At 60.6% G+C, this 23,812-nt stretch carries 20 protein-coding genes and 1 pseudogene; 16 read left to right on the top strand and 5 right to left on the bottom strand.

Annotation, left to right across the window (positions count from 1 at the left end; all coding sequences use genetic code 11):
• Positions 1 to 22 precede the first annotated feature (22 nt).
• Positions 23 to 1,030 carry a UDP-glucose 4-epimerase GalE gene (gene galE, locus ACFELO_RS12935; protein ID WP_440958182.1) on the bottom strand — a complete coding sequence of 336 codons (1,008 nt, stop codon included), beginning with the start codon at positions 1,028 to 1,030 and terminating at the stop codon, positions 23 to 25.
• A 535-nt stretch (positions 1,031 to 1,565) separates the two neighbouring features.
• Between galE and ACFELO_RS12930 the strand changes: the two are divergent.
• The 9 genes and pseudogenes from ACFELO_RS12930 to ACFELO_RS12890 all read left to right on the top strand — a co-directional run.
• Positions 1,566 to 2,171 (top strand): annotated as a pseudogene (locus tag ACFELO_RS12930) (sugar transferase); the annotation flags it as partial.
• Positions 2,172 to 2,204: 33 nt separating this feature from the next.
• Positions 2,205 to 3,194: an NAD-dependent epimerase/dehydratase family protein gene (locus tag ACFELO_RS12925; RefSeq protein ID WP_440958181.1), complete on the top strand. Its 990-nt coding sequence runs from the start codon at positions 2,205 to 2,207 to the stop codon at positions 3,192 to 3,194.
• 8 nt (positions 3,195 to 3,202) lie between these two features.
• Positions 3,203 to 4,420 carry a glycosyltransferase family 4 protein gene (locus ACFELO_RS12920; RefSeq protein ID WP_440958180.1) on the top strand — a complete coding sequence of 406 codons (1,218 nt, stop codon included), beginning with the start codon at positions 3,203 to 3,205 and terminating at the stop codon, positions 4,418 to 4,420.
• Between the two features lie 5 nt (positions 4,421 to 4,425).
• Positions 4,426 to 5,382 (top strand): GDP-L-fucose synthase family protein, encoded by a 957-nt coding sequence (locus ACFELO_RS12915; protein WP_440958179.1) that lies wholly within the window; start codon positions 4,426 to 4,428, stop codon positions 5,380 to 5,382.
• 41 nt (positions 5,383 to 5,423) lie between these two features.
• Positions 5,424 to 6,503: a polysaccharide pyruvyl transferase family protein gene (locus tag ACFELO_RS12910; RefSeq protein ID WP_440958178.1), complete on the top strand. Its 1,080-nt coding sequence runs from the start codon at positions 5,424 to 5,426 to the stop codon at positions 6,501 to 6,503.
• Entirely contained in the window at positions 6,482 to 7,267 is a 786-nt protein-coding gene (locus ACFELO_RS12905) for a glycoside hydrolase family 16 protein (protein ID WP_440958177.1), read from the top strand. The genes ACFELO_RS12910 and ACFELO_RS12905 overlap by 22 nt, the downstream gene beginning before the upstream one ends.
• Positions 7,267 to 8,343, top strand: a complete 1,077-nt coding sequence (locus tag ACFELO_RS12900; protein WP_440958176.1) for a polysaccharide pyruvyl transferase family protein — start codon at positions 7,267 to 7,269, stop codon at positions 8,341 to 8,343. Before ACFELO_RS12905 ends, ACFELO_RS12900 begins: the two co-directional genes overlap by 1 nt.
• Positions 8,340 to 9,527, top strand: a complete 1,188-nt coding sequence (locus tag ACFELO_RS12895; protein WP_440958175.1) for a glycosyltransferase family 4 protein — start codon at positions 8,340 to 8,342, stop codon at positions 9,525 to 9,527. Before ACFELO_RS12900 ends, ACFELO_RS12895 begins: the two co-directional genes overlap by 4 nt.
• A 7-nt stretch (positions 9,528 to 9,534) precedes the next feature.
• Positions 9,535 to 10,884 (top strand): oligosaccharide repeat unit polymerase, encoded by a 1,350-nt coding sequence (locus ACFELO_RS12890; protein WP_440958174.1) that lies wholly within the window; start codon positions 9,535 to 9,537, stop codon positions 10,882 to 10,884.
• Here ACFELO_RS12890 and ACFELO_RS12885 read toward each other — a convergent pair.
• The 3 genes from ACFELO_RS12885 to ACFELO_RS12875 are packed head-to-tail and all read right to left on the bottom strand — an operon-like array spanning position 10,870 to position 13,154.
• Positions 10,870 to 12,138 carry a lipopolysaccharide biosynthesis protein gene (locus ACFELO_RS12885; RefSeq protein ID WP_440958173.1) on the bottom strand — a complete coding sequence of 423 codons (1,269 nt, stop codon included), beginning with the start codon at positions 12,136 to 12,138 and terminating at the stop codon, positions 10,870 to 10,872. The genes ACFELO_RS12890 and ACFELO_RS12885 overlap by 15 nt on opposite strands.
• Positions 12,139 to 12,183: 45 nt before the next feature.
• On the bottom strand, positions 12,184 to 12,900 hold the full coding sequence (locus tag ACFELO_RS12880) for a hypothetical protein (RefSeq protein WP_440958172.1): 717 nt from the start codon (positions 12,898 to 12,900) through the stop codon (positions 12,184 to 12,186).
• The gene (locus ACFELO_RS12875; protein ID WP_440958171.1) at positions 12,897 to 13,154 is read right to left on the bottom strand and encodes a spike base protein, RCAP_Rcc01079 family; all 258 of its coding nucleotides are present in this window, start codon (positions 13,152 to 13,154) and stop codon (positions 12,897 to 12,899) included. The genes ACFELO_RS12880 and ACFELO_RS12875 overlap by 4 nt, the downstream gene beginning before the upstream one ends.
• Before the next feature lie 197 nt (positions 13,155 to 13,351).
• Here ACFELO_RS12875 and ACFELO_RS12870 point away from each other — a divergent pair, with 197 nt between their 5' ends.
• The 7 genes from ACFELO_RS12870 (at position 13,352) to ACFELO_RS12840 (ending at position 21,764) form a co-directional block, all read left to right on the top strand.
• Positions 13,352 to 13,936: a polysaccharide biosynthesis/export family protein gene (locus tag ACFELO_RS12870; protein ID WP_440958170.1), complete on the top strand. Its 585-nt coding sequence runs from the start codon at positions 13,352 to 13,354 to the stop codon at positions 13,934 to 13,936.
• Positions 13,937 to 13,966: 30 nt separating this feature from the next.
• Positions 13,967 to 15,751 (top strand): O-antigen ligase family protein, encoded by a 1,785-nt coding sequence (locus ACFELO_RS12865; protein ID WP_440958169.1) that lies wholly within the window; start codon positions 13,967 to 13,969, stop codon positions 15,749 to 15,751.
• 193 nt (positions 15,752 to 15,944) lie between these two features.
• A complete protein-coding gene (locus ACFELO_RS12860; protein ID WP_440958168.1) occupies positions 15,945 to 16,397 on the top strand; it encodes a hypothetical protein in 453 nt (150 codons plus the stop codon).
• 97 nt (positions 16,398 to 16,494) lie between these two features.
• The gene (locus ACFELO_RS12855; RefSeq protein WP_440958167.1) at positions 16,495 to 17,766 is read left to right on the top strand and encodes an outer membrane beta-barrel protein; all 1,272 of its coding nucleotides are present in this window, start codon (positions 16,495 to 16,497) and stop codon (positions 17,764 to 17,766) included.
• Positions 17,767 to 17,840: 74 nt separating this feature from the next.
• Positions 17,841 to 20,060 carry a polysaccharide biosynthesis tyrosine autokinase gene (locus tag ACFELO_RS12850; protein ID WP_440958166.1) on the top strand — a complete coding sequence of 740 codons (2,220 nt, stop codon included), beginning with the start codon at positions 17,841 to 17,843 and terminating at the stop codon, positions 20,058 to 20,060.
• Positions 20,061 to 20,101: 41 nt separating this feature from the next.
• On the top strand, positions 20,102 to 20,845 hold the full coding sequence (locus ACFELO_RS12845) for a metallophosphoesterase (RefSeq protein ID WP_440958165.1): 744 nt from the start codon (positions 20,102 to 20,104) through the stop codon (positions 20,843 to 20,845).
• A 187-nt stretch (positions 20,846 to 21,032) separates the two neighbouring features.
• Complete coding sequence (locus ACFELO_RS12840; protein WP_440958164.1) at positions 21,033 to 21,764, top strand: transglutaminase-like cysteine peptidase; 732 nt, start codon at positions 21,033 to 21,035, stop codon at positions 21,762 to 21,764.
• On the opposite strand, the gene ACFELO_RS12835 is transcribed toward ACFELO_RS12840, so the two are convergent.
• Positions 21,745 to 23,490 (bottom strand): SulP family inorganic anion transporter, encoded by a 1,746-nt coding sequence (locus tag ACFELO_RS12835; protein ID WP_440958163.1) that lies wholly within the window; start codon positions 23,488 to 23,490, stop codon positions 21,745 to 21,747. The genes ACFELO_RS12840 and ACFELO_RS12835 overlap by 20 nt on opposite strands.
• Positions 23,491 to 23,812: the final 322 nt, after the last annotated feature.

The following is a 23,812-nucleotide window of genomic DNA, read 5'->3' as shown; positions in this document are numbered from 1 at the left end:
CGTTGCGGATGTTTTCGTTTCGTCAGGCAGGTCCGGGCAAGGTGTCAGCGTCGCCGTGCCGCCATCTTGGAGCGTGAAAGGCCCAGGCATGTGAAATGATGGTGTCAGCTGTCGACAGGTGAGGCTGAAACTCGAGCAATTCCCGCGCCAGCCGCGTGTCGGAGATCAGTTGTTCTGCATCTCCCGGGCGGCGCGGCGAAATCGTATGGGGCACAGCCATTCCGGTCACGCGCTCCACGGCATTGAGAATTTCCTTCACTGAAATGCCCGAGCCGGTGCCCAGATTGCAGGCAAAGGACGGGGCGCCGCTCATCAGACGGTCCAGCGCCTTGAGATGGGCTAGCGCCAGATCCATGACATGGATGAAGTCGCGGATGCAGCTGCCGTCGGGCGTCGCATAATCATCGCCGAACAGGTGCATGGGACCGCCCAGCCCTGCGGCGGCTTTCAGTGCATTGGGCACCAGATGGGTCTCGGGATCATGCTCTTCGCCGATCTCGCCGTCCGGACTGGCGCCAGCGGCATTGAAATAGCGAAGTGCGGCATAGTGCAGCTCGCCCAGGCGCGAGACATCTTCGAGCATCAGCTCGACCACATGCTTGGTCCGGCCATAGACATTGACCGGCGTGCGCGGCTCGCTTTCGCTTATGGGCAGGGTGTCGGGTTCGCCATAGACAGCGCAGGTGGATGAGAAGACGAGCGGTTTGACCCCGGCGCGCTTCATCGCCTGCAACAGGGCGATGACGCCGCCCACATTGTTGTCCCAGAAGGTCAGCGGATCACGCTCGCCCTCGCCCACTTCAATATTGGCGGCGAAGTGCATTACCGCATCGATCTGGTAGCGGGTCAGGACGTTCTCGACAGCGTCCACATCACGGACATCGGCTTCGATCAGGGGGCCCCATTTGACGGCGTGACGATGGCCGCGGGACAGATTGTCGAGCACCACAGGCGTATCGCCTCGCTCTGACAGGGCCTTGCAAATATGCGCGCCGATATATCCGGCGCCGCCGACCACCAAGACTCGCATTCATGTCCCCTATGCCGCGCCTGGAGGCTTGTTCCCGACCGCGCCTGCAACTTCAGTTGTATCCAGAGCGACCTGCGGCGCAAGTGACAAGGGTGCGAAGCGGTCTGCTTCGTTTTTCAGCGCGCTGCTGCTCCGGACGCAATCAGGCTATCAGAGCATGCTGCACTGCAGCAACGCTTGAGGCCGATATAACTGATTGCATTTCAAAATCCGTGGGCAGATTAACCTTACGATGAGGCGCTCACCTGTCTTGCACACTTTAGATTGTGGTGCGTCATTAACGTTAAAGCCCATCTTTTTTAAACCAGGACTGGGGAACCGGGCGCATGGTGGAGAGATTGAGACACGTTCTCATTCTGGCTTCGCAACTGGCGGTTTGCGCTCGTTGAACGCGAATTTTTTGGTGTGATTCGTTCCCGGATATGATATTGCAGTGCGGTAAGGGACGTTATTGAGGGGGAGGCCGATGAGTGTAAGCGGCTTCAGCGTAGAGGGACGACAGTTTGGACTCGGTCGGAAGCGGCCTGCGTTCCAGCGTCTTGGTAAACGCACCTTCGATATCGTCGCGGCCCTGGCAGGGTTAATTTTTCTGGCCCCGGTCATGATTGCTCTGGCCCTTCTGGTGCGCGCCCAGGACGGCGGGCCCGCGTTGTTCTCCCACACCCGGATCGGCAAGAACGGCAAGACGTTCCAGTGCTACAAGTTCCGTTCCATGGTCATGGACGCCCAGCAGCGTCTGGAGACCCTGCTTGCCAACGATCCGGAAGCGGCGGCCGAATGGGCGCGAGACCAGAAATTGCGCAAGGACCCGCGCGTCACGGCGCTGGGCAGGTTCATCCGCAAGACCAGCCTTGATGAGCTGCCGCAGCTGTTCAACATCCTCAAGGGTGACATGTCCGTGGTCGGGCCGCGCCCGATCATCACCGACGAGATGGCTCGCTATGGCCATCATATCGAGGACTATCTGTCGGTCACTCCCGGTGTGACGGGCCCCTGGCAGGTTAGCGGTCGAAATGATGTCAGCTATGACGAACGTGTTCAGATGGACGCTCAGTATGCGCGTAACTGGACGGTCTTCGGCGATATCTGGATCACCCTGAAAACCGTGCCGGCCGTGCTTATGAGCCGCGGCGCTTCCTAGAATTCCTTACTTCATGAACTGTGAGATCAAGTGATGCAAAAGACCGCTCTTGTCTGTGGTGCAGGTGGTTTTATCGGTGGCCATCTGGTGAAACGTCTGAAGTCAGAGGGCTTCTGGGTTCGCGGCGTCGACTTGAAGTTCAATGAGTACTCTGAGACCGAAGCCGATGATTTCGTCATTGGCGACCTGCGCGACCAGAGCGTGGTCCGCAGCGTTGTGGATCGCCGTTTTGATGAAGTCTACCAGCTGGCTGCCGACATGGGCGGCGCCGGTTATATCTTCACCGGCGAGAACGACGCCGACATCATGCACAACTCGGCGACGATCAATCTGAACGTCCTGGATGCCTGCCATAAGCGCAACATCAAGCGGGTCTTCTATTCCTCGTCCGCTTGCATGTATCCTGAGCATAACCAGCTGGACCCGGACAATCCGAACTGCGCGGAAGATTCCGCCTATCCGGCCAACCCTGACAGCGAATATGGCTGGGAGAAGTTGTTCTCCGAGCGTCTGTATCTCGCCTATAACCGCAACCATGGCATGGAATGCCGGGTTGCGCGCTACCACAACATTTTCGGCCCGCTGGGCACCTGGCGCGGTGGTAAGGAAAAAGCGCCGGCGGCCATGTGCCGCAAGGTCGCGACGGCCAAGCCGGGCGACAAGATCGAGGTGTGGGGCGATGGTCTGCAGACCCGATCCTTCCTGTATATTGACGAATGCCTGGAAGGCACCATCCGCCTTCTGCGCTCTGACTTCGAGGGCCCGGTGAATATCGGTTCTGACGAGATGGTCACCATCAACGGGCTGGCCCAGATGGTTATCGACGTGTCCAAAAAGGATATCGGCATCTCCAACATTCCCGGTCCGCTGGGCGTTCGGGGCCGCAATTCGGATAACCGTCTCATCAAGGAGAAGCTGGGCTGGGCCCCGTCCCAGACCCTGCGCGAGGGTGTTGAAAAGACCTATGCCTGGATCAATGGCGAGGTCAGCCGTTTGCACAATTCCGATCCCGCCGGCGTCTGACGCTGACCATGCGGATTCTGGTTCACGATTATGCGGGCCACCCTTTTCAGGCTGAGTTGAGCCGCGCGCTGGCTGCGCGCGGCCATGAGGTCATCCATGCCTATTTTGCGGGCGACAAAGGGCCCAAAGGGCGTCTCGAACGTCTGCCGGACGATCCGGAGGAGCTGAGCTTTGCGGCGCTGGGAGAGGCTCTGGATTATTCCAAGAGCAACTTCATCAAGCGCCGTCAGGGCGACCTGGCTTATGGCAAACTGCTGGCGGACCTTATCAGGTCCAGCCGACCTGACGTGGTGCTGTCGGGCAATACGCCCACCGAAACCCAACAGGCGGTTCCTGCCGCCTGCCGGTCGGTGGGCGCGGCGTTCGTGTACTGGATCCAGGACTTCTATTCGATTGCGGCGGACAAGCTGCTGCGCAAGCGTCTGCCGCTTCTGGGGCATGGCGTGGGCGCCTATTACAAGTATCTGGACGCGGCTCAGATGCGCGGCGCCGAGCATGTGATCATCATCACCGACGCCTTTTCCCCGCAGCTGGACAAATGGGGCATCCGACCTGACCGCGTCAGCGTGATCCCCAACTGGGGGGCGCTCAAGGAACTGCCGGTGCGCCCCAAGGATAACGCCTGGTCGCAAGAGCAGGGCGTGAGCGACACGCTGGTCTGCCTGTACACGGGCACGCTGGCGATGAAGCATGACCCCACCTTGCTCGAGCAGGTGGCGGCGAACACCGACGCTGAGGTGGTGGTGGTGGCCGCAGGTGTGGGCGTGGAGCATCTGGAAGCGGTCAAGAGTGCCCAGCCGGACGCCTATGAAAACCTGACCTTGCTGCCCTTGCAGCCGTTTAAGCGTTTTGCAGACGTGCTGGGGTCGGCTGACATCATGCTGGCCGTGATCGAGGAGGAAGCGGGTGAGTTCTCCGTGCCCTCCAAGGTGCTCAGCTATCTGTGCTCGGGGCGTCCGATCGTGCTGTCGGCGCCCGCGGGCAATCTGGCGGCGCGGATCGTGCGCGAAACTGGTGCTGGACTGGTCTGTGACGCCGGTGATGGAGCAGGCTTTGTCGAGGCTGTCCGCACCCTGATCAATGACCCTGATGCGCGTGAAGCCGCAGGCCGGGCGGGTCGGGCCTATGCCGAAGAGCATTTCGATCTCGACCGGATCGCTGACCGCTTTGAATCGGTGCTGCAGCAGGCGTGTCAGGAACGGGCCGCATCTCCCGGTGGCGGATAGCCGCTATGAATGGGGGGGAGGCGCACTTTGATCTGACAGGCAAGCGCATCTGGGTTGCAGGCCATGCCGGCATGGTCGGTTCGGCTCTGGTGCGCCGTCTGGAGCGTGAAGCGCCTGCAGAGATTTTGACCGCGACTCATGAGGCGCTGGACCTGACCGATCAGGCCGCGACACGCGTCTGGCTTGAAAATGCGCGACCGGACGCTGTGTTCGTGGCTGCCGCACGGGTGGGCGGCATTTTGGCCAATCAGAGTTATCCGGCCGACTTTCTGTACGACAATCTGATGTTCGCGGCCAATGTGATCCATGCCGCCCACCTGGCCGGAGTGTCCAGGTTGCTCTATCTGGGGTCGTCCAGCATCTATCCCAAACACGCCGACCAGCCCATGGCCGAGGACGCGCTTCTGACCGGCGCGCTGGAGCCCACCCATGAGGGCTACGCCATCGCCAAGATTGCAGGCGTCAAATTGTGCCAGGCCTATCGCAAACAGCATGGCGCTGATTTCATCGCCGCCCTGCCGACCAATCTGTACGGGCCGGGCGACAATTACGACTTGAACACCAGCCATGTGATCCCGGCTTTGATCCGCAAGGTGTACGAGGCCAAACAGGCGGGCGCTGATCATGTGCAGATCTGGGGCAGCGGTGCGCCGCGCCGCGAATTCCTGCATGCGGATGACTGCGCGGATGCGCTGGTCCATCTGATGAAGACCTATACCGGTGAGGCGCCGGTCAATGTGGGTTCGGGCGAGGACCTGACCATTGAGGCGCTGGTTCGGATGATCATGGAGGTTGTCGGTTTTGAAGGCGCGGTCACCCGCGACGAAACCAAACCAGACGGCCCGCCCCGCAAACTGATGACCGCAGATCGCCTGCGCGCCTTGGGATGGTCGCCGACCCTCTCCCTGCGCGCTGGTCTGGAACACGCCTATGCCTGTTTTCTTGAGGAACAGGCCCGCTAAGATGATGTGCCCCGCTACGGGTTGCAGCCTTTAAGGAGCTCATGATGACGAACACGGCCAGCAATCCGCGCGTAGCGCTTGTTTCGGGGCATTGGGCCCAGAATATCGGCAACGCCTTTTTCAATATTGGCGGCAAATGGATCCTCGAGCAGATGTTCGGCGAGGGGCAGGTCGAGTTCATTCAGGACCAGCCTGGCTACCGGACTTTCCATAACCAGCTCAAGGGCAACCCGGCGGGCGATGTGGAATATCTGCGCCTGCTCGATCTCGATTATATCGTGCTGCAAGGCCCGCTTCTGACGACGGGCTTCCCGCATCTGTGGGAGAACACCTTCAAGGCGCTGACCGAGCGCGGCACAAAGATCATCCTGCTGGGCTCGGCCTTCTTCAAGTTCCGTGACGCCGAGTTCGCCGCAGCGCGTGCGTTCCTGGAGCGCTACAAGCCGGCCCTGATCTCCACCCGCGACAGCAACAGCTACAACATCCTGAAAGACTGGGATCTGGGCGTGCCGCTGTTTGACGGCATGGACAGCGCCTTCTTCGCGCCCAAGGCCTATTCGCCCTTCAAGGTGGCGGGCGAGCCATATTACGCGTTCAATTTTGATCGCTATCCCGAACCCACCGTCAAGCTGGGCGGCGTGGATGCGCAGGCGGACGCCAGCTTTGAAGCGGATGGGGCGGAGTGGAATCTGTATACCCCGCAAATGGTGTCCAAGCTGGCGCACCGGTCCAAGGTTCAGGCCTATCTTGGCCATTTGCTGGACCGGCGGAAGCTGCCGGCCGAGCTGAACGGGCGCATGATCGTGCGGCCCGAGCATCGCAGCAATCCGCACATGACCTACAAGATCTACCAGCACCCCAATGCGGTCTGCTCGGATGAGCCGTGGACCTATTTCACTGTCTATGCCAATTCCGCACTGACGCTGGCGGACCGGGTGCATGCCTGTGTCGCCACGCTGGCTTATGGCAATCCGGCCATGCTGTTCACGCCCAGCCCGCGCGCGGCGCTGTTCGAGCGTGTCGGCGCTGGCGATATCAAGAAGCATCCCGTGCGCCTGGATATGGACCACCTTGAGCAAGAGCGCAGCGGGCAGGTGGAATGGCTTCGCAAGCATATCTAGCGGCGACGCTGGCAGGACTGACGCTGGCGCAGACCTCTGCCCCCCTGCCACAGGGGATGGCGGAGGATCCGCGCTGGACGCTGGTGTTTGCCGACGAGTTTGAAGGCGAGGCGATCGACCCGGCCCGTTGGCATGTGGAAGACAGTGCGCCGGGCCATATCACCTCGGTGCGCAGCCCCGACAATGTCGAAGTGCGCGAGGGCGCGCTGCATCTCATCACTCGCGCCCGCGACGAGGCTGAAGATGGGCGCGTCTGGAGCACGGCGCATGTCTGGACCCGGCGCAGCTTTAACGATGGCGTGTTTGAGGCGCGCATCCGTCTGGCGCCCGAAGCGGGTATGAACAATGCGTTCTGGTTGTTCCCGGTGCTGCACCCGGGGCGTCTGGGGCTGACGCCCGGCCAGACCGCGTGTGAGCTCGATGTGATCGAGGCCACCCATCCCGACCGCATGACCTATAACCTGCATGTGTTCGAGCAACCTGAAACTGGCGAGCTGACGCGCGACATCTATCGCATGACCAATCCCTGGCGCAGCGAGACGCCCAACTCCGCCGGGTTCATGACGCTGTCGATCGAGCGCGATGGCGATACGCTGATCTGGCGGCAGGACGGGGATGTGGTGCGACGCGCCCAGGCGCCGTGCGCCGGGCCGTTGACGGTGCGCCTGTCCACCGCCACCGCCAGCTGGCTGGGCGATCCGCCCGCTGAGCTGAACGATCAGGCCATGATCATCGACTATGTCCGCGTCTGGGAGAGGCAGTGATGGAAGAACGCCCGATTGTTCTGTTCGGATATCTCGGAGGCGGGAATCTGGGCGACGACCTGATGCTGGACGGCATGCTGGACGTTCTGCGGGACACCCGTCGTCCGATCACCATCCTGGCGCGGGATCCCGAGGCGGTGCGACTACCCCAGGCGATTACGGCCGAGATCCGTCCTGCGGCGGCGCGCGCGGCCTTGCGGGCGGTGACCTCTGGCGCAGACGTGGTGCGGGTGGGCGGCACATCCTTTCATGATGAATACGCCAGCAAGACCATGACGGGCCGTTATCTGAAACTGGCAGCCCTGTATGCCCTGCCCCGGCTGAGCGGCGGACGCAGCTTCGCCTTCGGCATTGGCGCGGGGCGGATGGAGCGTTGGGTCACCAAACGGCTTGCGGCCCTGTCCATGAGCGCCTGCAAGACGGTGTTCACCCGCGACCCGGCCTCGACGGACACGCTGACGACGCTGGTTCCCCGTGCGGATATTCATACGGGCGTTGACCTGGCCTTCCTGAAACCGGCGCCTGCCATTGCCCGTGACGCCAGCATTCTGGGCATGTCCATTCTGGACCTTGAGCCCTATGGCGATGTGCCGGGCGGACAGGATGCGTTCTGGGACGCGCTGGCGGGCGCCGCTCTTGAGGCCGCCGGGGATGTGCGCACGGTCAGGCTGTTCGTCTTCAAGCATAACGATGCCGAGAGCGACCGCCCGGTCAGTGAGCGCTTGGCCGAGCGATTGCATGCGCGCGGGCTGAAAACCGAAATTCTCGACCAGACCCAGGACCGCGACATGGTGCTGGCGGCGTTTGCCCAGTGCGGGCACGTGGTGGCGACGCGCTATCACGCGGGCATTCTGGCGGCCATGAACGGCGCGCCCATGCTGCTGGTCCGGTATAATGACAAGCTGTCGCGACTGGCGGACGACTTCTCCATCGCCCGGACCGATGTAATCTCCCCCTGGCAGGTCGCGCCCGAGACGGTGCGCTTCACCCTGCCCGAGCCCTCGGCGGATTTCGTGGAGCGCAAGTCGCAGATGACCAACGCACTCCGTCAGGCTCTTATTGGGGCGCCGTCATGACGCAGTCTCGCGTGCTCGCCGTCATTCACGCTCCGCGCTGGGGCGGCATCCACACCATCATGGAGCGGGTGGGCCCGGTCTGTGGGGAGATGGGGTATCCGTGGACGGTCGTCCTGCCGCAAACGGATGGCGATAATGGCGCTGACCGGCTGCGGGCGGCGGGGCTCGATGTGAAGATCATTCCGCTGCGGCGGATCCGCAAAAGCGCCAATCCCCTGACCCAGCTGGAGTTCTTCTCCACCATCGGGCTGGACGTCTGGCGCTTGCGTGGGCTCATCAAAGAGGGCGGCTATGACATCGTCCAGCCATGCGGCCTGATCCATTTTCACAGCGCGCTCGCGGCCAAGCTGGCGGGCGCGAGCCTGGTCTGGCAAATCCATTCCGACCAGCCGCCGCGTTTGCTGAAACGGGTGTTCACGCCCATGGTGACCGCCCTGTCAGATGCGGTGATGACGTCGGGCACCGGACTGGTCGCCTCCCATCCGGGTCTTTCAAAGGCTCAGGACAAGCTGGTGCCCTTCTACGCGCCGGTTGATCTGTCGGTCTTTCATCCCGACACAGCGCGCCGCCAGCAGGTGCGTAGTGAAATGCAGGCGGCCGAAGGCGATATTATCGTGGGCACGGTGGGAGGCCGTGGCCCGAACAAGAACCATGGCCTGCTGATCGAGGCGCTGCATCTGGCGCGCAAGACCGACCCGAGGCTCAAGGCGTGGATTTGCGGCGGCGTGGTGGAGCATCATGCCGACTGGTATGAAGCCAATGTCGTCGCGCGTCCCGCCGCGCTGGGCATGGAACCGGACGCCGTCCGCTTCGTGCAGCCCGGACGGGAGGTCGCCCGCTATATGAACGGCCTTGATATCTTCTGCCTGCCGTCAAAGGGCGAGGGCGCCTCCATCGTGGTGGGCGAGGCATTGGCCAGCGGCGTGCCCGCGATCGCCAATGATGTCGGCTCGCTGCGTGATACGGTGATCGACGATCAGACGGGGTTCCTGAACAAGACCTCCTCGGCGGAGGAGCTGGCCAATCTGATGCTCAAACTGGCCGCCGATCCCGGCCTGCGCGCGCGTCTGGGTGAAAAAGGTCGAACTTTCGCCGCAGAAACGCTATCCATTGAGGCCTGCGCCAAAGCCCATATTCAAGCGTACGAGATCGCCAAGCGTTCCGTATCAGGATCAGAAACTTAATCCCATAATGCTCGCATCATTATTTCAAATATTGATTTCAGTATCGCTCACTGCCGTGATGATGTTGATTGCGGTTCGGACGAAATCTTTTCTATATATATTGCTGACTGTTGTAATTTTTATAGGATTTGACTTGAGGGCAGTATTAGTTGTTCCTGGAAGTGACTTCCTTATAAGTCGCTCCTTCGGAAGCATATTGCTATCCCAGTCTGATTTGCGGCTGTTTGTGCCTATTTTTTATATTTCGGTGGTTAAAGCAACCATTATAGTATTTTCTATAATAATGTTAAGGGGCTCAAGGAGTGTTGGTAATGTTGAGTTAAGCGGAGCTCCTGCTACCAAGAGTAGGCTTTATAAGATATCCATAGCTATATATATTGCTTCAGCATTATCATATATCATTGTGCTTACGGCTATTTTCGGCAGCCCTCTCGAAGCATTTGCTTCTCTACAGAGGCGCGCAATTGTATTTGGAAGTCAAATTAACTTCGCCAGAATATTCTTGTTTCTAGCCACATCTGCACTGCTTGTGGCCGGTGTTATTTCGAGAGAGCGAGGGGGAAGTTATCGCCTTCTTGTTATTGCCTTAGTGTCAATTCATGCTTCTCTTGTATTTTTAACTGGAGCCCGTGGTTTATCGATTGTGCAATTCGCCGCCGTTATGTATTCGACGGGTATAATAGATGCCCAAAGGCTTTATTCGATTAGAAATATTGCTTTGGGGATATTTGGAGCTATCGCAAGCTATGCGGCTTTAGTATTTGGCCTTGCACTGCGGATATCTGCGCAAAGTGGTGAGTCTTTGCCGCGTGCATTAGCCGAAGTTTCCTCTCGAGGGACGGCAGGGTTGCTTAATAACTTTAATTATTTCGAGTTGTTCTCGGCAGCTGTACTTTTTGCGGAGCGAAACGGCATTAACTTTGGCCAGAACTTTCTCAACGTTCTGCTGCGGCCGGTGCCGCGTTCGTTATGGCCAGATAAGCCGTTAGGTGTGGGGCTGCAGATGCGTGAGGAGTTTTATGGGGACCGCTTGTCGGGGGTTCCCCCGACTTTTCTGGGGGAGTTTTATATTGCTTTCGGGGGGCTTGGTATGATCCTCGTCGGGGCCATAATCGTCTTGTCGATAGCTTTTGTGCAAAGGAATGAATTTAAGTCCCGGAACCCGTATTTGCTGGGATTCCTATCATTGTTTGTGTTCTCACTTCCTATGGAAATGATGAAGGCGGGTTTTGAAATCGTTTCTATTTATTACGTATATTATGCGGTTGGTTTCGCATTGATTTGGTTCGTGCATACAGTTTTTAGTTGGCGGCGCGCTGGTGCGCCGTCTAGGCCAGCAAGGTCATTTGGGCATTGAGAGCCAGGCTCCGATAGCACTTATTGCGCCGTGGATGAGTACGGAAGCTGACAAAGAGAGGGCTGCGTTCAGTGGCGATGTCGGCAAAGTATAAAACGCCATCAGAAGTGTGATGAAGCCTGCTGCTGTGGCGATCAGCTCCAAATAAGCCTTTGATAGAACCATATTAAACAAGTCGGATATGCCCGATGTGGATCGAACTATGCGTGCAGCTGCAAGAATCTGAAGGCCAATCGTGGCTCCGAGGAGATCCCTAGGGACGGCGAATATTGAGAGAAACTGGCTTGGCAGTACGATGATGGGCAGCATTAGTGCGCCAACGCCGGCGACGCTAATTGCAGAGGTCACAACAAATAGATGCCTAAGCTTATCTGGTGCTTTCTGAGCCCCGCCAATCTTCCGGGCAAAAGACGCGTTTACAATTCCTGTAAAGGTGGCTGCGAGTCCGGCAAGTCTAGACGCGACAGCAACAAAACCAGCCAACGTTGGTGAGCCAAGTCCGGCAGTCAGGAGTACAAGGACATGACTTGCGCCGCCTGAGAATACCCTCATCAAGGCCATTGAGGCCATATCATATGGTGAAAGCTTGAGAAGAATTAAGCCATTTTTATTGTTGGACAAATCAAGTTTTGCATAATTGCCGACAAACAACGCGGTCATTATACTGCCAGAAAATATATGGGTAAATACAAGCCCCGATAAAATGCTCTCTATATTAAATAAGTATGATATAAGTAAAAACAATATCGGTGAAATTATCGTTGGGAAATTAGTGGCGATAAGAGATGCTTCGGCCTTTCCTCTTGCGCGCATTTCTTCGCTGATCATGAGTGTAAGTGAGAATATGGCTGGGCCTAATGTGGCGAGCCATGGAAAGTCTATATTGGCCTTTGTTCGCAACAGCCAAACGAGCGCGGCGCTAAAAGGAAGCGTAGCTATGGATGATAAAATTGCGCCTAGCCAAAAAGCCGAACGCCATCTTGTCATCCGAGCATATTGATCCGTTCTCAGTAAAGAGATGCGGCGCATCAGCATTTGAGGCATTCCGGCGGCTATGAAGCTGCCAAAAAGCGTGACCAAGGCAAGGTAAGAGGCAAATTCGCCGATCGCGTCTGTGCCGTACAAGTGGCCGAGAATGGCAAAGACTAAAAGATTGGCGAGCGTAATGGTTCCCCTCACGCCACCGACACGCACCAATTTCAATAGGTTGAGCTTCTCGGAAAGCGCCAAAATCTTTGTAGAAATTATACGCACATGCCCCTCACGTCTTTCTGACCGTCATACACCAGAAAACGTGGCTTAGCTCCATTCTTGTATGAGAGAACTGTTAGGTGCGGGCAGAATGGCTGCCGATACAAACCAACCGGCTAGGTATCCCTCCGCTGATCGCGAGCCGAGTCGCAGCCGCGTTAATGATTCTGGTTGATGTATCGCCAAATAGTGAGTCTGCGCCCCGTTATTGATTGAGCCAGTCAGGCTGGAGCTCGTTAATGTGGCCCATATAGACCCGCGACCTGAAGTCGCTGGCGCACTCAACACCCCCTGCAAGCTACCTGCGCTCGATGTCGTAAACACCTGAGCGTTCCCCGAATTGTGGGCCCAGATCTGGGGCCAGCGATTGCTGGTGGTGCCGTCATCAATCGTCAGGGCGGCCTGCAGGCCGGTCAGGGCGGGCAGGTCCCATTCCACGATCAGGGTGAAGGGTTGTAGAGGGTCAAAGCCCAGGGCGGGCAGGTCTGTGAGGGCGATGGCGTCCTGCGGGCCGTCCACGCGCAGGCCGCGCGCGCTGAGGCGCGGGGCGTTGGCGCCCAGCTGGACGCCGGGCAGGGCGGCGATGGTGTCATAGACCTTGCCGCCAACCGCATGACGGTCGCGCCCCCCGGTGAAATTGAACACCAGCCCGGTGCGCGCCGCTTCATAGAGGATGGGCCAGGGCCCGTTCATGCCATTCAGCACCCGCGCCAACGGGTCTGACTGACCGGCCGCGCATCCTGCGCCCAGAGCCAGCCCGATCATGCCAGCCCCACGATCTGCGCGGCGGTTGTGTCGGCGGCGTGTACGCGACGCACGCGAAGGGCGTATTGCGCGCCGGGCGCGAGGCTGGGCAGGACCAGCTCGTCGCCGGACACGAGGGTTACGCGCACATCGCCAGCTGCGCCGACCATCAGGGCGCGGGTGGGACGAGGCAGGTCCTGCGCGTCATCAGGGGTGATGGCGAAGCCGTAGAGGGGCGGGCTGGTCAGGCCGGAGGCGCGGCTGTCGTCGGTCATTTCAGTCTCCTGTTGGCAAGGTCGAAGGCCTGAAAGCCTAGCTCTGCGGGGGCAGGGGGCGGATAGACCGCACGCATCCCGGACGTGTCGCAGAGGTGTTTGAGGGCGGGGCGCGTCTTCGCACCCGCCGTAAACGCTTTAATTGCGAGGCTGTCTCCTATATGAAAGACACACGTGAGAGTGATGAGGGGACTGCCATGCTGCGCGTCGTTCTGTTGAATATCCTGCTGGCGTTCGCCGTCGTCGGCTGCGCGACGAGCGGATCCGACCCGGCGCCGGCGCAGACCGCCGCAATTCAGGAAATGGTCGTCAATCAGGCGACCGCCGCCTATCGGCTGGGCTCGGGCGATCAGGTGCGCGTGATCGTGTTTGGCGAGGAAGACCTGTCGGGCGAGTTCGTGGTCGATGGCGCGGGCATGGTGTCGCTGCCTCTGGTGGGCGAGGTTCCGGCCGGCGGCAAGACCTTGCAGGAATTCCGCACCGAGATCGAAACCCTGCTGTCAGACGGCTACCTCACCGATCCCCGGGTCAGCGCCGAAGTGCTCAACTACCGCCCCTTCTATATTCTGGGCGAGGTCGAGGAATCCGGCGAGTATCCTTATACGGACGGTTTGACAGTGATGAACGCCGTGGCGCGCGCCGGCGGCTTCACCTACCGGGCCAATACGCGTGTCGTGTTCATCAAACGCGCCGACACCAATCAGGAGGTCGAGCTGCCGCTGACCGCCACGGTGCGCGTGATGCCCGGTGATACGATCCGCATCGCAGAGCGCTTCTTCTAGGCGCGCGCCAGACGACCGGGCGGGTTGAGGATGCGGGACGTCTGGCCGTTCGCAACGCTTGTGACGCTGATCATGAGCGCTTGTCTGGCTCTGGGCGCGGACTCCTCGTCCAGCGCCCTGACCTTCTCCGCCCTGCTTCTGGCTTTCAGCGTCATCATCGTTCTGGTGCGTCGGCCCCGGCTTGACGTCGTGACGGTGGCCTGGCTCGCTGGCGCTGTCGCGCTGGCCGGGCTGGGCGTCCTCAAGGGCTGGATGTCGACGGGGGCGTCGGAATACGCCAGCCTGATCGCCGGGGCCGGGGTCTTTCTGGTCGCGCGCGAGGGCGGGCGGTCCACCGAACGCTCGGACCGCTTGTGGCTGGTCACGCTGGGACTGGGCGCTTTGGTCGGCTTCGCCAGCTTTGTGGACTTCATTGTCGACCCGCGCACGATCTTCGGCTTCGAGCGGCACTACCAGTTCGAGCGCATGTCTGCGCCCTTCCTGTCGCCCAATACCGCCGCAACCTTCTATGGCGTCATCGCCCTGATGGCGGTGACGTCTCTCCTGCGGGGGCTCAGGCAGTGTCGGGGGCGACGGCCGGACGCCTATGCAAGGGTGCTGGTGTTGCCGGTTGCGGCTCTCGTCGTCACGGTCACATGCCTGTTCCTGACGGGCTCTCGCGCGGGGATCAGCCTGTTCGTGCTGTGCGCGGTGGGATTGTCGTTCTGGCGCTCGGTCGCGGACTGGCGCAAGGGCGGCAGCGTCCGGTCGCTGGCGACGCCGCTCCTGGTTGTGATCGCCGTGCTGGTTGTGTTCGGGGTTTCCGGGGGCGTCTATTCGGCGCGTCTGGCGCAGGTGGATGCGCAATTGTCAGAGAATGTGCGCGTCCAGCAGTTCGCCGCCTATTGGTCTGCGGTGTGGTATGCGCCCGTCCTGGGGCAGGGGCTGGGCGGTTTCCCGTTCATGGCGCGACTCTATGAAATGATCGACACGCCGCGCGGCGTGATGATGCCCAACGCCGCACACAATCTGTTCCTGCAGTGGATGCTTCAGGCAGGAAGCGTTGGAACCCTCGGCGGCGCGGCGGTGCTGGCGGGACTTGTACAGCAGGTGCGTCGGGGCTTGAGCCGGCGTCGACGTCAGCGCGAGCTGCTGCGCGGCCTGCTCGTGGTCATCGTTTTCGTTCTGGCGCACGCCATGGTCGATTTTGCGCTGGAAATCTCCGGCTTCTTCTGGCTGTTCTGCTGGATGCTCGGACTGGGCGCGGGGATCGCCAATCGCAGCAAGTCAGACCTGCGAAGTGCGGGCTGGCCCGTAACGGGCGCCCTGGCGGCTGTATTGGCGCTGGCTGCTGGCGTATCCGCACTGGGCGCGCGTGACCATTTGGCGGCTGACAGGATCCTGATGCTCTCCGATGCGCGTTTTGTCGCCCGTCATGGCCAGACCGAAGCGTCCGGGCATAGCGCCCGATACTATGAGGCGATCGGAGATCGGGCCTTGCGCCTGGTCGAGCCCGATTACGGCCTCGCCTACTGGGCGTTCTCCCGCTCGCTGGCGGAAGAGCCGCGCGATGGCGAGGTGTGGGGCAAGCGCGCTTTTGCCGGGTATCACGCCTTTGGCGTTATGACCGAGGCCGGTATCGAGGATCTGAGGCGCTCTTACCTGCTCTTGCCCTATGGGGGGCAATCCTATCTGCAATGGCGCAGCCGGTTCGTTCTGGAGGTCTGGGCGGAGTTGCCGGATGATGTTCGCGCTGCAGCGCAGCGAGAATCGAGAGCCCTTCCTGGACGGGCGTATCAGCGCTGGCTGACCGGAATAAATGATGCAGATGCGTAAGGCCCGGATCTGAATCGCTCAGATGGACGAAGCCTATCTGACTGGAAATATTGGGAGCCTGACGCTGCTGTGACCCATGCGCCACAAAAACGCGACACGGTTGAATGCGACTCGCGTTTTCGCCCTGTTTCTGTTAGTACTTTGGTCACTATGTATGGCCGCTGCCTCGGCAGCTGACCAAGAGGGACAGAAAATGGCTTCAAAGACTGTAATCGGCGTCGCCTCCGCTTTGGCGCTGGGCCTGACCGCCGGCGTCGGCGTTTCCGCACCGGTTTTCGCGCAAGCAGCTCAGGCGCCTGAGGGCCAGAGCATGGATGCCGTCACCCTGGCTAACGCCGTTCAGGCGGCGATTGACGCGCTGGGTCCGGATGCAACCGAAGAGCAAATCGAAGCAGCGATCAATGCGGTCGTCGCTCAGTCCGGCGCTGACGCCTCCACCATCGCGATCGCCATGTCGACGGTTGCTGCGAACAACGCCACCAACCCGGCTGTTGTGACCGCGGCCGTTAACGTTGCGACCAACCCGAACAACGGCAATGCGAACAACGGTGGCGGCGCCACTGGCGGTTCAGGCGGTTCCGGTGACGGCGCTCCGACCCCTCCCCCGGCAACCCCGGGCGGTGGCGGCGGTAACTCCGACTACTAATCTCCGGCTTCGGCCGCAATAAATTCATAAAGATCGGGAGCGGGCGGAACTCGCTCGCTCCCGGATGTCTACACACGGGTGTATGAGGGGCGTCGACATGATGCGCGCAGTACTGATTTCTTCCCTTGCGTTAACCACACTGTCCGCGCCCGCACTGGCTCAGGTCAGCGGCGCGCAAAGCATGTTTGACCGCAACCGCAATGTCAGCGTCATGGACCGCCCGCGTCCGGAATATGATGGCGGCGGCGTGCAGAGCGGGGCGCTCATTTTCTACCCCGAACTGACCCTGGGTCTTGAGTATACCGACAACGTGTTCGGCGCGTCCTCGAATGAAGAATCCGACGTGGTGGCGATCATCACCCCGTCTGTCGCGTTCGAAACCACCTGGTCGCGTCACGCGGTGACCGGGGATGCGTCCGTGACCCGTCGCGAGTATTTCGACTTTTCCGACGAAAGCGTCTGGAATGCGACGGCAGGCCTCGCCGGCAAGCTGGATGTGGATGGCGCAACTTCCCTTGAAGCCGGAGCGCGCTATTCCGACCTGACCGAGCCGCGCACCTCTGCTGGCGCCGCCGGACAAGCCGCCGAGCCGATCGAGTATGACACGCTGACCGCCTTCTTTGGCGCCATGCGGGCCTCGGGTCGCTTCCGTCTTCAGGGCCGCGTCGATTATGGCCAGTATGACTATTCCGATGCGCCTCTGTTTGGTGGCGGCGTTGCGGATCAGGACTTCCGCGATCGCGATCAGTTCACCTACATGGCGCGCGGCGACTATGCTGTCAGCCCGGACACCGCTGTCTTCCTGCGGGCCCAGGCCAACACGCGTGAATATGATCTGGCTCCGCCTGCGGTAGGCCTGCTGCGCGATTCCGACGGCTACACCGTGGATGTTGGTGCGGACTTCGACATCAATGGCGTGGCGCGTGGCGTGATCGGCGTGGGCTATATGGAACAGTCCTATGACGACGCCAGCCTGCCCACGATTGACGGCCTGAGCATTGAAGGCCTGGTGGAATGGTTCCCGACGGCGCTGACCACGGTCACGGCTTCGGCGACGCGCTCCATTCAGGATGCCGCTATCGCCAATTCGGGCGGCTATGTGGCCCAGAACCTGTCTGTAAACGTGGACCATGAGCTCAAGCGCAATGTGATCGTTTCTGCGGGTCTGTCACTGGGCAAGGACGAGTATTCCGGCATTGATCGTGAAGATGATCGCTGGAGCGCGAATGCTGGCGTCACCTACTTCATGAACCGGAATGTGGGCGTGCGCGCGAGCTACACCTATGTCGACCAGGATTCCAAAGGTCTGGCGGGCAATCAGGACTATTCCCGCAATTCCTTCGGCATCAGCATTGTCCTGCGTCGATAGTCTTCAATCGGGACGCTGACTATGGCCCGCTCCGTGCACGTGGAGCGGGCAGTTCCCTTTTTGAGGCATGACTGATGGCAGACGCGACGACCCAACCGCATGCTCCCGCTTCAGAGGATCTGATTGATCTGCGGGAGTTGCTCTCGATTTTCCGGCGCCGGTTCTGGAGTTTGTTCGCAGCCGGGTGTCTGACTTTCCTCGCGGTGGTTCTGTTCACCCTGCAAGCCACGCCGAAATATACGGCGACTGCGGATGTGGTGCTGAATGTGCGCCAGTCCCAGGTGGTCGATATCGAAGCCGTGCTCTCGGGAGCGCCGCCGGATTCCGCCATGGTGGACACCGAGGTTGAGGTCCTGCGCTCCCGCTCTCTGGCCGAGACTGTAGCCAATGAGCTCAATCTGGTCGCTGTGCCTGAGTTCAACGCCAGCCTGCGCGAGAGCGGTGGGGTGTCGTCTCTGCTGAACGGTCTGAAGAGCGTGCTGCGTCCGGGGGGCGATAACGCGCTGTCCGAGGATGAGCGTGCGGCGCGTGAATATGATCGGGTCATCAATGCCCTGATGGAGGTTCGCACCATCCGGCGGGCGGGCCTGACCTATGTGATCGAGATCTCTGCGACCTCTGAAACGCCCAGCCTGGCCCGTGATATCGCGAATGCCTATGCCGAAGCGTATCTTCTGACCCAGCTGGAAGCCAAGTTCGAGGCGACTGAACGCGCTAATGAATGGCTGAATGAGCGCGTCGAGACCTTGCGCGAAGAGGTGCGGGTTCGCGAAGAAGCGGTCGCGCGCTATCGTGATGAAGCAGGTCTGATTGATGCAGAAGGCGCGACGGTCGCCGAGCAGCAGGTGACGGACCTGAACAGCCAGCTTGCGATCCAGCGCGCCAGCCTGTCCGAAGCGCGGGCGCGTCTTGATACGGTGCGGTCCCAGATCCAGCGTGGCGTCGCCGCTGACACCATCGCCGAAGTGCTGTCGTCCGAAGTGATCCGCGAGCTGCGTCGTCAGCAAGCGGAAGTGGCGCGTCGTCTGGCCGATCTGAGCGGCCGCTACGGTCCGCGTCACCCGCAGATCCTGACGGTCAATCGTGAGCTGTCTGACATCAACTCCCAGATTGACGCCGAGATCACCCGGATTGTCGCCAGCCTGGAAAACGAGGTCAGCGTCGCCGCCCAGCGGGTTCGCTCACTGGAAGGCAGCCTGGTTCAGGCGCGGAGCGAGCTGTCGGAAAACAACAGCGCGATTGTCCGCTTGCGCGAGCTTGAGCGCGAGGCTGACGCCAGCCGCGCTCTGTTCGAGAGCTTCCTGAACCGTTTCCGTCAGACCAATGAAACCGAAGGCCTGACCGAAGCGGATGCGCGGATCGTGGCCCGGGCCTCAACTCCGATTTCTCCCAGCTCTCCGCGCGTGATGCTGAACCTTGCTCTGGGCATTGTGCTCGCTGGCGTGGTGGGGGTCGGTGTCATCTTCGTGCTGGAAATGCTCGATAATGGTCTGCATACGGAAACTGATGTGGAGCGCCAGCTTGGCCTGCCCCATATCGTGTCTGTTCCGCGTCTGAAGACCGGGCTTATGGGACGTTTCTCCGGCGAGAGTGTGGATCCGGGGGCGTATATCCTGGAAAAACCGCTGTCGAGTTTTGCCGAGAGCTTCAGGACGGTCAGGTCCGCCATCCGCCTCAGCGGGGTGGATCAGGATACCAAAGTCGTGGCGGTCACATCGGCTCTGCCCGGGGATGGCAAGACGACAACGTCTCTGTGTCTGGGGCGGGTTTCAGCACTCGCGGGTTCAAAGACCATTGTGGTCGATTGTGATCTGCGCCGTCGCCTGCTGACCCATGCAATCTGTGAGAACGCCGAGCAGGGTCTGCTGGAAGTGCTGTCCGGTCAGGCCGCGCTTGAGGATGTCATTCAGGTCGAAGAGAAGACCGGTCTGGCTATCCTGCCGGTGATCACGCCGACCTTCACACCGCGTGACGTGTTCGACTCCGCGGCATTCAACGCCATCCTGAGCAAGCTGCGCGACACCTATGATCTCGTCGTCGTCGATACGGCTCCGGTTCTGGCCGTGGCTGATACGCGTGTGATCACGTCACGTGCGGATGCAGTGCTATTGGCCGCCAAGTGGAAGAAGACCCCGACCGGGGTGGTCCGCCGGGCGATCAGCGAGTTGCATTCGGTGCGCGCCAAGGTGATGGGCGTTGTCCTGAACAATGTGGATATGGAAGCCCAGGCCCGCTATGGCTATGACGCCTCAGGCTATTATTATAATTCCTATCGGAAGTATTATAGCGAGTAGCGGTTTCGGCCTGTCTGTCAGGCCGAAGAGGGTGTCAGCTGGTGTTCAAGCGTCTGAAGTCGCTCTGGAAGGGTGTTGAGCGTCCCGATCCGCCTGAAGGGCTGATTTACGCCGTTGGCGACATCCATGGTCGTCTTGATCTGCTCGATACGCTGTTGACCCTCATCGCTAAGGATGCGGATGGCGCGCCCTGCGAGATTGTGTTTCTCGGCGACTATATTGACCGGGGCGATCAGTCGCGCGGGGTCATTGACCGTCTGATCGAGGTGCAGTCCTGGAATGTCTCTTCCTGCTTCCTGATGGGCAATCACGAAGCCACGCTGCTCGATTTTCTGAAGGGTGCGCCGGTAGGTCCGTCCTGGATGCAGTATGGCGGGGGGGAAACCCTTCTGTCCTATGGCGTGCGGCCGCCGCTTGGCCGGGGCGCGGATGAGGAGTGGGAAGACACCCGTCAGGCGCTCGCCAACGCGATCAGCGAAGAGCAGCTGGCGTTTTACCAAAGCCTTCAGCTGAGCGCGGAGCGGGGCTGCTATCTGTTTGTCCATGCGGGTGTGGATCCCGATACGCCCCTGGCGCAACAGACCGAACGCAGCCTGTTATGGATTCGCGACGAATTCCTCTCCGCCACGCGGCCGCTGGAGCGGATCATTGTGCACGGTCATACGCCCGAAGATCAGCCCCATGCGGACGATCGGCGCATCGGTCTGGATACCGGCGCCTATTTGACCGGGCGTCTGACCGCGGCCCGTCTGGAGCACGGGCAAACCCGGTTCATCAGCACCTGACCCTGGTCCGGATCGACGTCCCGAGGGCTCCTGCAATGGGGCCCTTTTTTTATTAGCCAAACATTAGGGTTAATCCAAAGTAATCATCACTCTTTATTAGGGTAAATTTGAATTAACTTTAAACATACGCTCGATATTATCAAGTTTAGCCCAGTGTTCTCCCATCGAATAAAACGGGAGTTCGCAAGTGTTCGCGACAGTTCTGGGCCAATACTCAAAGTCTCTCTATGCTCGCCTGATCGTCGTCCTCGGCGGTTTGATGCTGACCGCCTGTTCAGCGCATACGCCGAATGCAGGCCGACTGGTGAGTTATGAAGTGACAGCGCCGCCAACCGGCGCTTTTGAGCTGTGTCTGCAGTCGCCGGAACACTGTGGTCTGGTCTCGGAGCAGTCTGAAGACGACAAGACAATCGTTTCTGACGCCAAGTCGTTGGAGGCTGCGCCCGCTGATGTCATCACCGTCCAGACTGCGCCGGTCACGCCGGAGCTGACCGAAGAGCAGATCCTGGTGATGGCGCGTGTGATCAACCTGTCGATCAACGCCGCACTGACCTATCGCACGGATGAAGAGATGTGGGGACAGACCGAACGCTGGGTCCTGCCGATCACCCAGGAAGGTCTGACTTATGGCGACTGTGAGGATTATGCGCTGGAGAAGCGTGTGGCCCTGATGGCGGCGGGTGTTCCGGCGGAGCGTTTGCGTCTGGCCACGGCCTGGTCGCGCGCGACGGGCGATCACGCTGTTCTGATCCTGAGGCTGGATGACGGTGATTTTGTGCTCGACAACACGACGCCGCATATCTTCAACGTCGCCGATACCGCCTATCGCTGGGATGCCTTGCAGACGGGGGATTCCCTGCTGCACTGGTCAAGCCTGCAGCCGGGCGTTTCAGCCAGCGTCAGGGCGACGGCGGGCTGATCCTCTCCGGGGGCATGACGCTCAGTGCGGCCCAGGCATCGTTCTGGGACAGGAAGACCTTGCCGGACAAATGCTCGATGAAACGGGTGGGCGCGAGCTTGTCCATGACCGGGCCTTTAACTTCGGACAAGTGAAGGCGCACGCCGCTTTCGAGCAGGCGCGTATTGAGCGCTTCCAGTGTCTCCAGCGCGGAATAGTCCACCGCGTTCACGGCTGAGAACATCAAGACAACGTCCCGGATCTGACTGCCGTCCTGGCTCAGGCGGTTCAGGACCATGTCTTCGAGAAAATTGGCGTTCGCAAAGTACAGGCTTTCATCAATCCTCAGGGCGAGCAGGGTCGGGCTGGTCTCGACTGCATGGCGATGAATGTTGCGAAAATGTTCGGTGCCCGGCACACGGCCGACCTCGGCGATATGGGGTTTGGAGGTCTTGGTAATGTGCAACAGGATCGAGAGCACCACGCCGGAGGCCACGCCCACTTCGACCCCCAGTGACAGCGTCAGCACGATGGTGGCGAACACGGCGATGAAGTCGGATGTGGCGTAACGCCAGGTGGCTTTCAGGATCGAGAAGTCCACCAGGCTGAGCACAGCGACAATGATCGTGCCCGCCAGCGTCGCCTTGGGCAGGTAATAGATCAGCGGGGTCAGGCACAGTGCGGCGATCCCGATCCCGACCGCGGTGAAGGCGCCGGCGGCGGGCGTGCGCGCCCCGGCGTCAAAGTTCACAACCGAGCGGGCAAACCCCCCGGTCACCGGATAGCCGCCGGTGAAGGCCGCCCCCAGATTGGCCGCGCCCAGACCAATCAGCTCCTGATCGGGGTTGATGCGCTGGCGCCGTCGCGCGGCGAGGGTCTTGGCGACAGAGACGGATTCCACAAATCCGATGACGGACATCAGCGCGGCGGGGATGAAGAGCGTCCGGATCAGTTCCGGCGACCAGTCCGGCACGGTCAGGGGGGGCAGGGTTTGCGGCACGACGCCCACGATAGCGACGCCGCGGGCCTCCAGCCCATAAGCCCAGCTGATCGCCGTGGTCGCCCCGACGGCGAAGACCGGACCCGCCTTGGTGATGAAGCTCGCCAGACGCGCGGGCACGCCCAGAGCCGTCAGAACCGGCTTGAGCCCGGAGCGCACAAAGAACAGGAAGGCGATCACGCTCGCCCCGATCATCAGGCTGAGTACATGTGTTTCCCGGATATGGCCGACGAGGGAGAGCGCGATTTCAAACAGGGTGTGTCCGTCTGCGGGAACGCCCAGAACATGCTTGAGCTGGCTGGCGGCGATCAGGACGCCGGACGCCGTGATAAAGCCCGCAATCACCGGATGGCTAAGAAAATTGGCGAGAAAGCCCAGCCGCAATACGCCCATGACCAGTAGCAATATGCCTGACAGGAAGGCGAGGGTGAGGGCCGCAGCGGCGTAGCTGGCAGTGCCGGGCTCCACCACTTGACCTATGGCGGAGGCGGTCAGAAGCGAGACCACGGCGACGGGACCGACCGCCAAGGCCGAGCTATTGCCGAAGATGGCGTACAGCAGAATGGGTGCGATCGAGGCGTAAAGCCCGACTTCCGGGGGCAGGCCGGCCAGCAGGGCGTAGGCAAGCGATTGCGGGATCAACATCAGGGTGACGATCACGGCCGCCGTCAGGTCATCGCCCAGCGTTGCGACGTCATAGCGACGCCCCCAGTCCAGAATGGGAAAATAGCGTTTGAACTTGATCAAGTCAGCCGGCCTCTATCGCAGGGCGCGTTCATCCGCGCAGCTACGGACGCTCTATGCTTGAGCGTTTCGGCGTGAAGAACAATGCGACACGTTAGAGGAGATCGCCCCCTGGAGCGACCGGCGTAGGCGCGCAAGCCCTTGTGGTCATCCGCACAGGCCCCACAAGGAGAAGCCCATTGTCGTTTATCCGGTAAATCAGGGTGTTCGTGACATTCTCAGGTCTGGCCGCTTTCTGGCGTCCAGCCGGCGCCCTATCCAGCCATGGTTACGTGGAAGTCTCTCAAGGCTTTGCGGCAGATCAGGCTGGGGGGCCATCAGTTCG

It is taken from the genome of Oceanicaulis sp. LC35 (assembly GCF_052055585.1).
GTDB lineage: Bacteria > Pseudomonadota > Alphaproteobacteria > Caulobacterales > Maricaulaceae > Oceanicaulis.
Note: the sequence above shows the minus strand (reverse complement) of the source record. Positions and strands in the feature narration are given on the sequence as shown.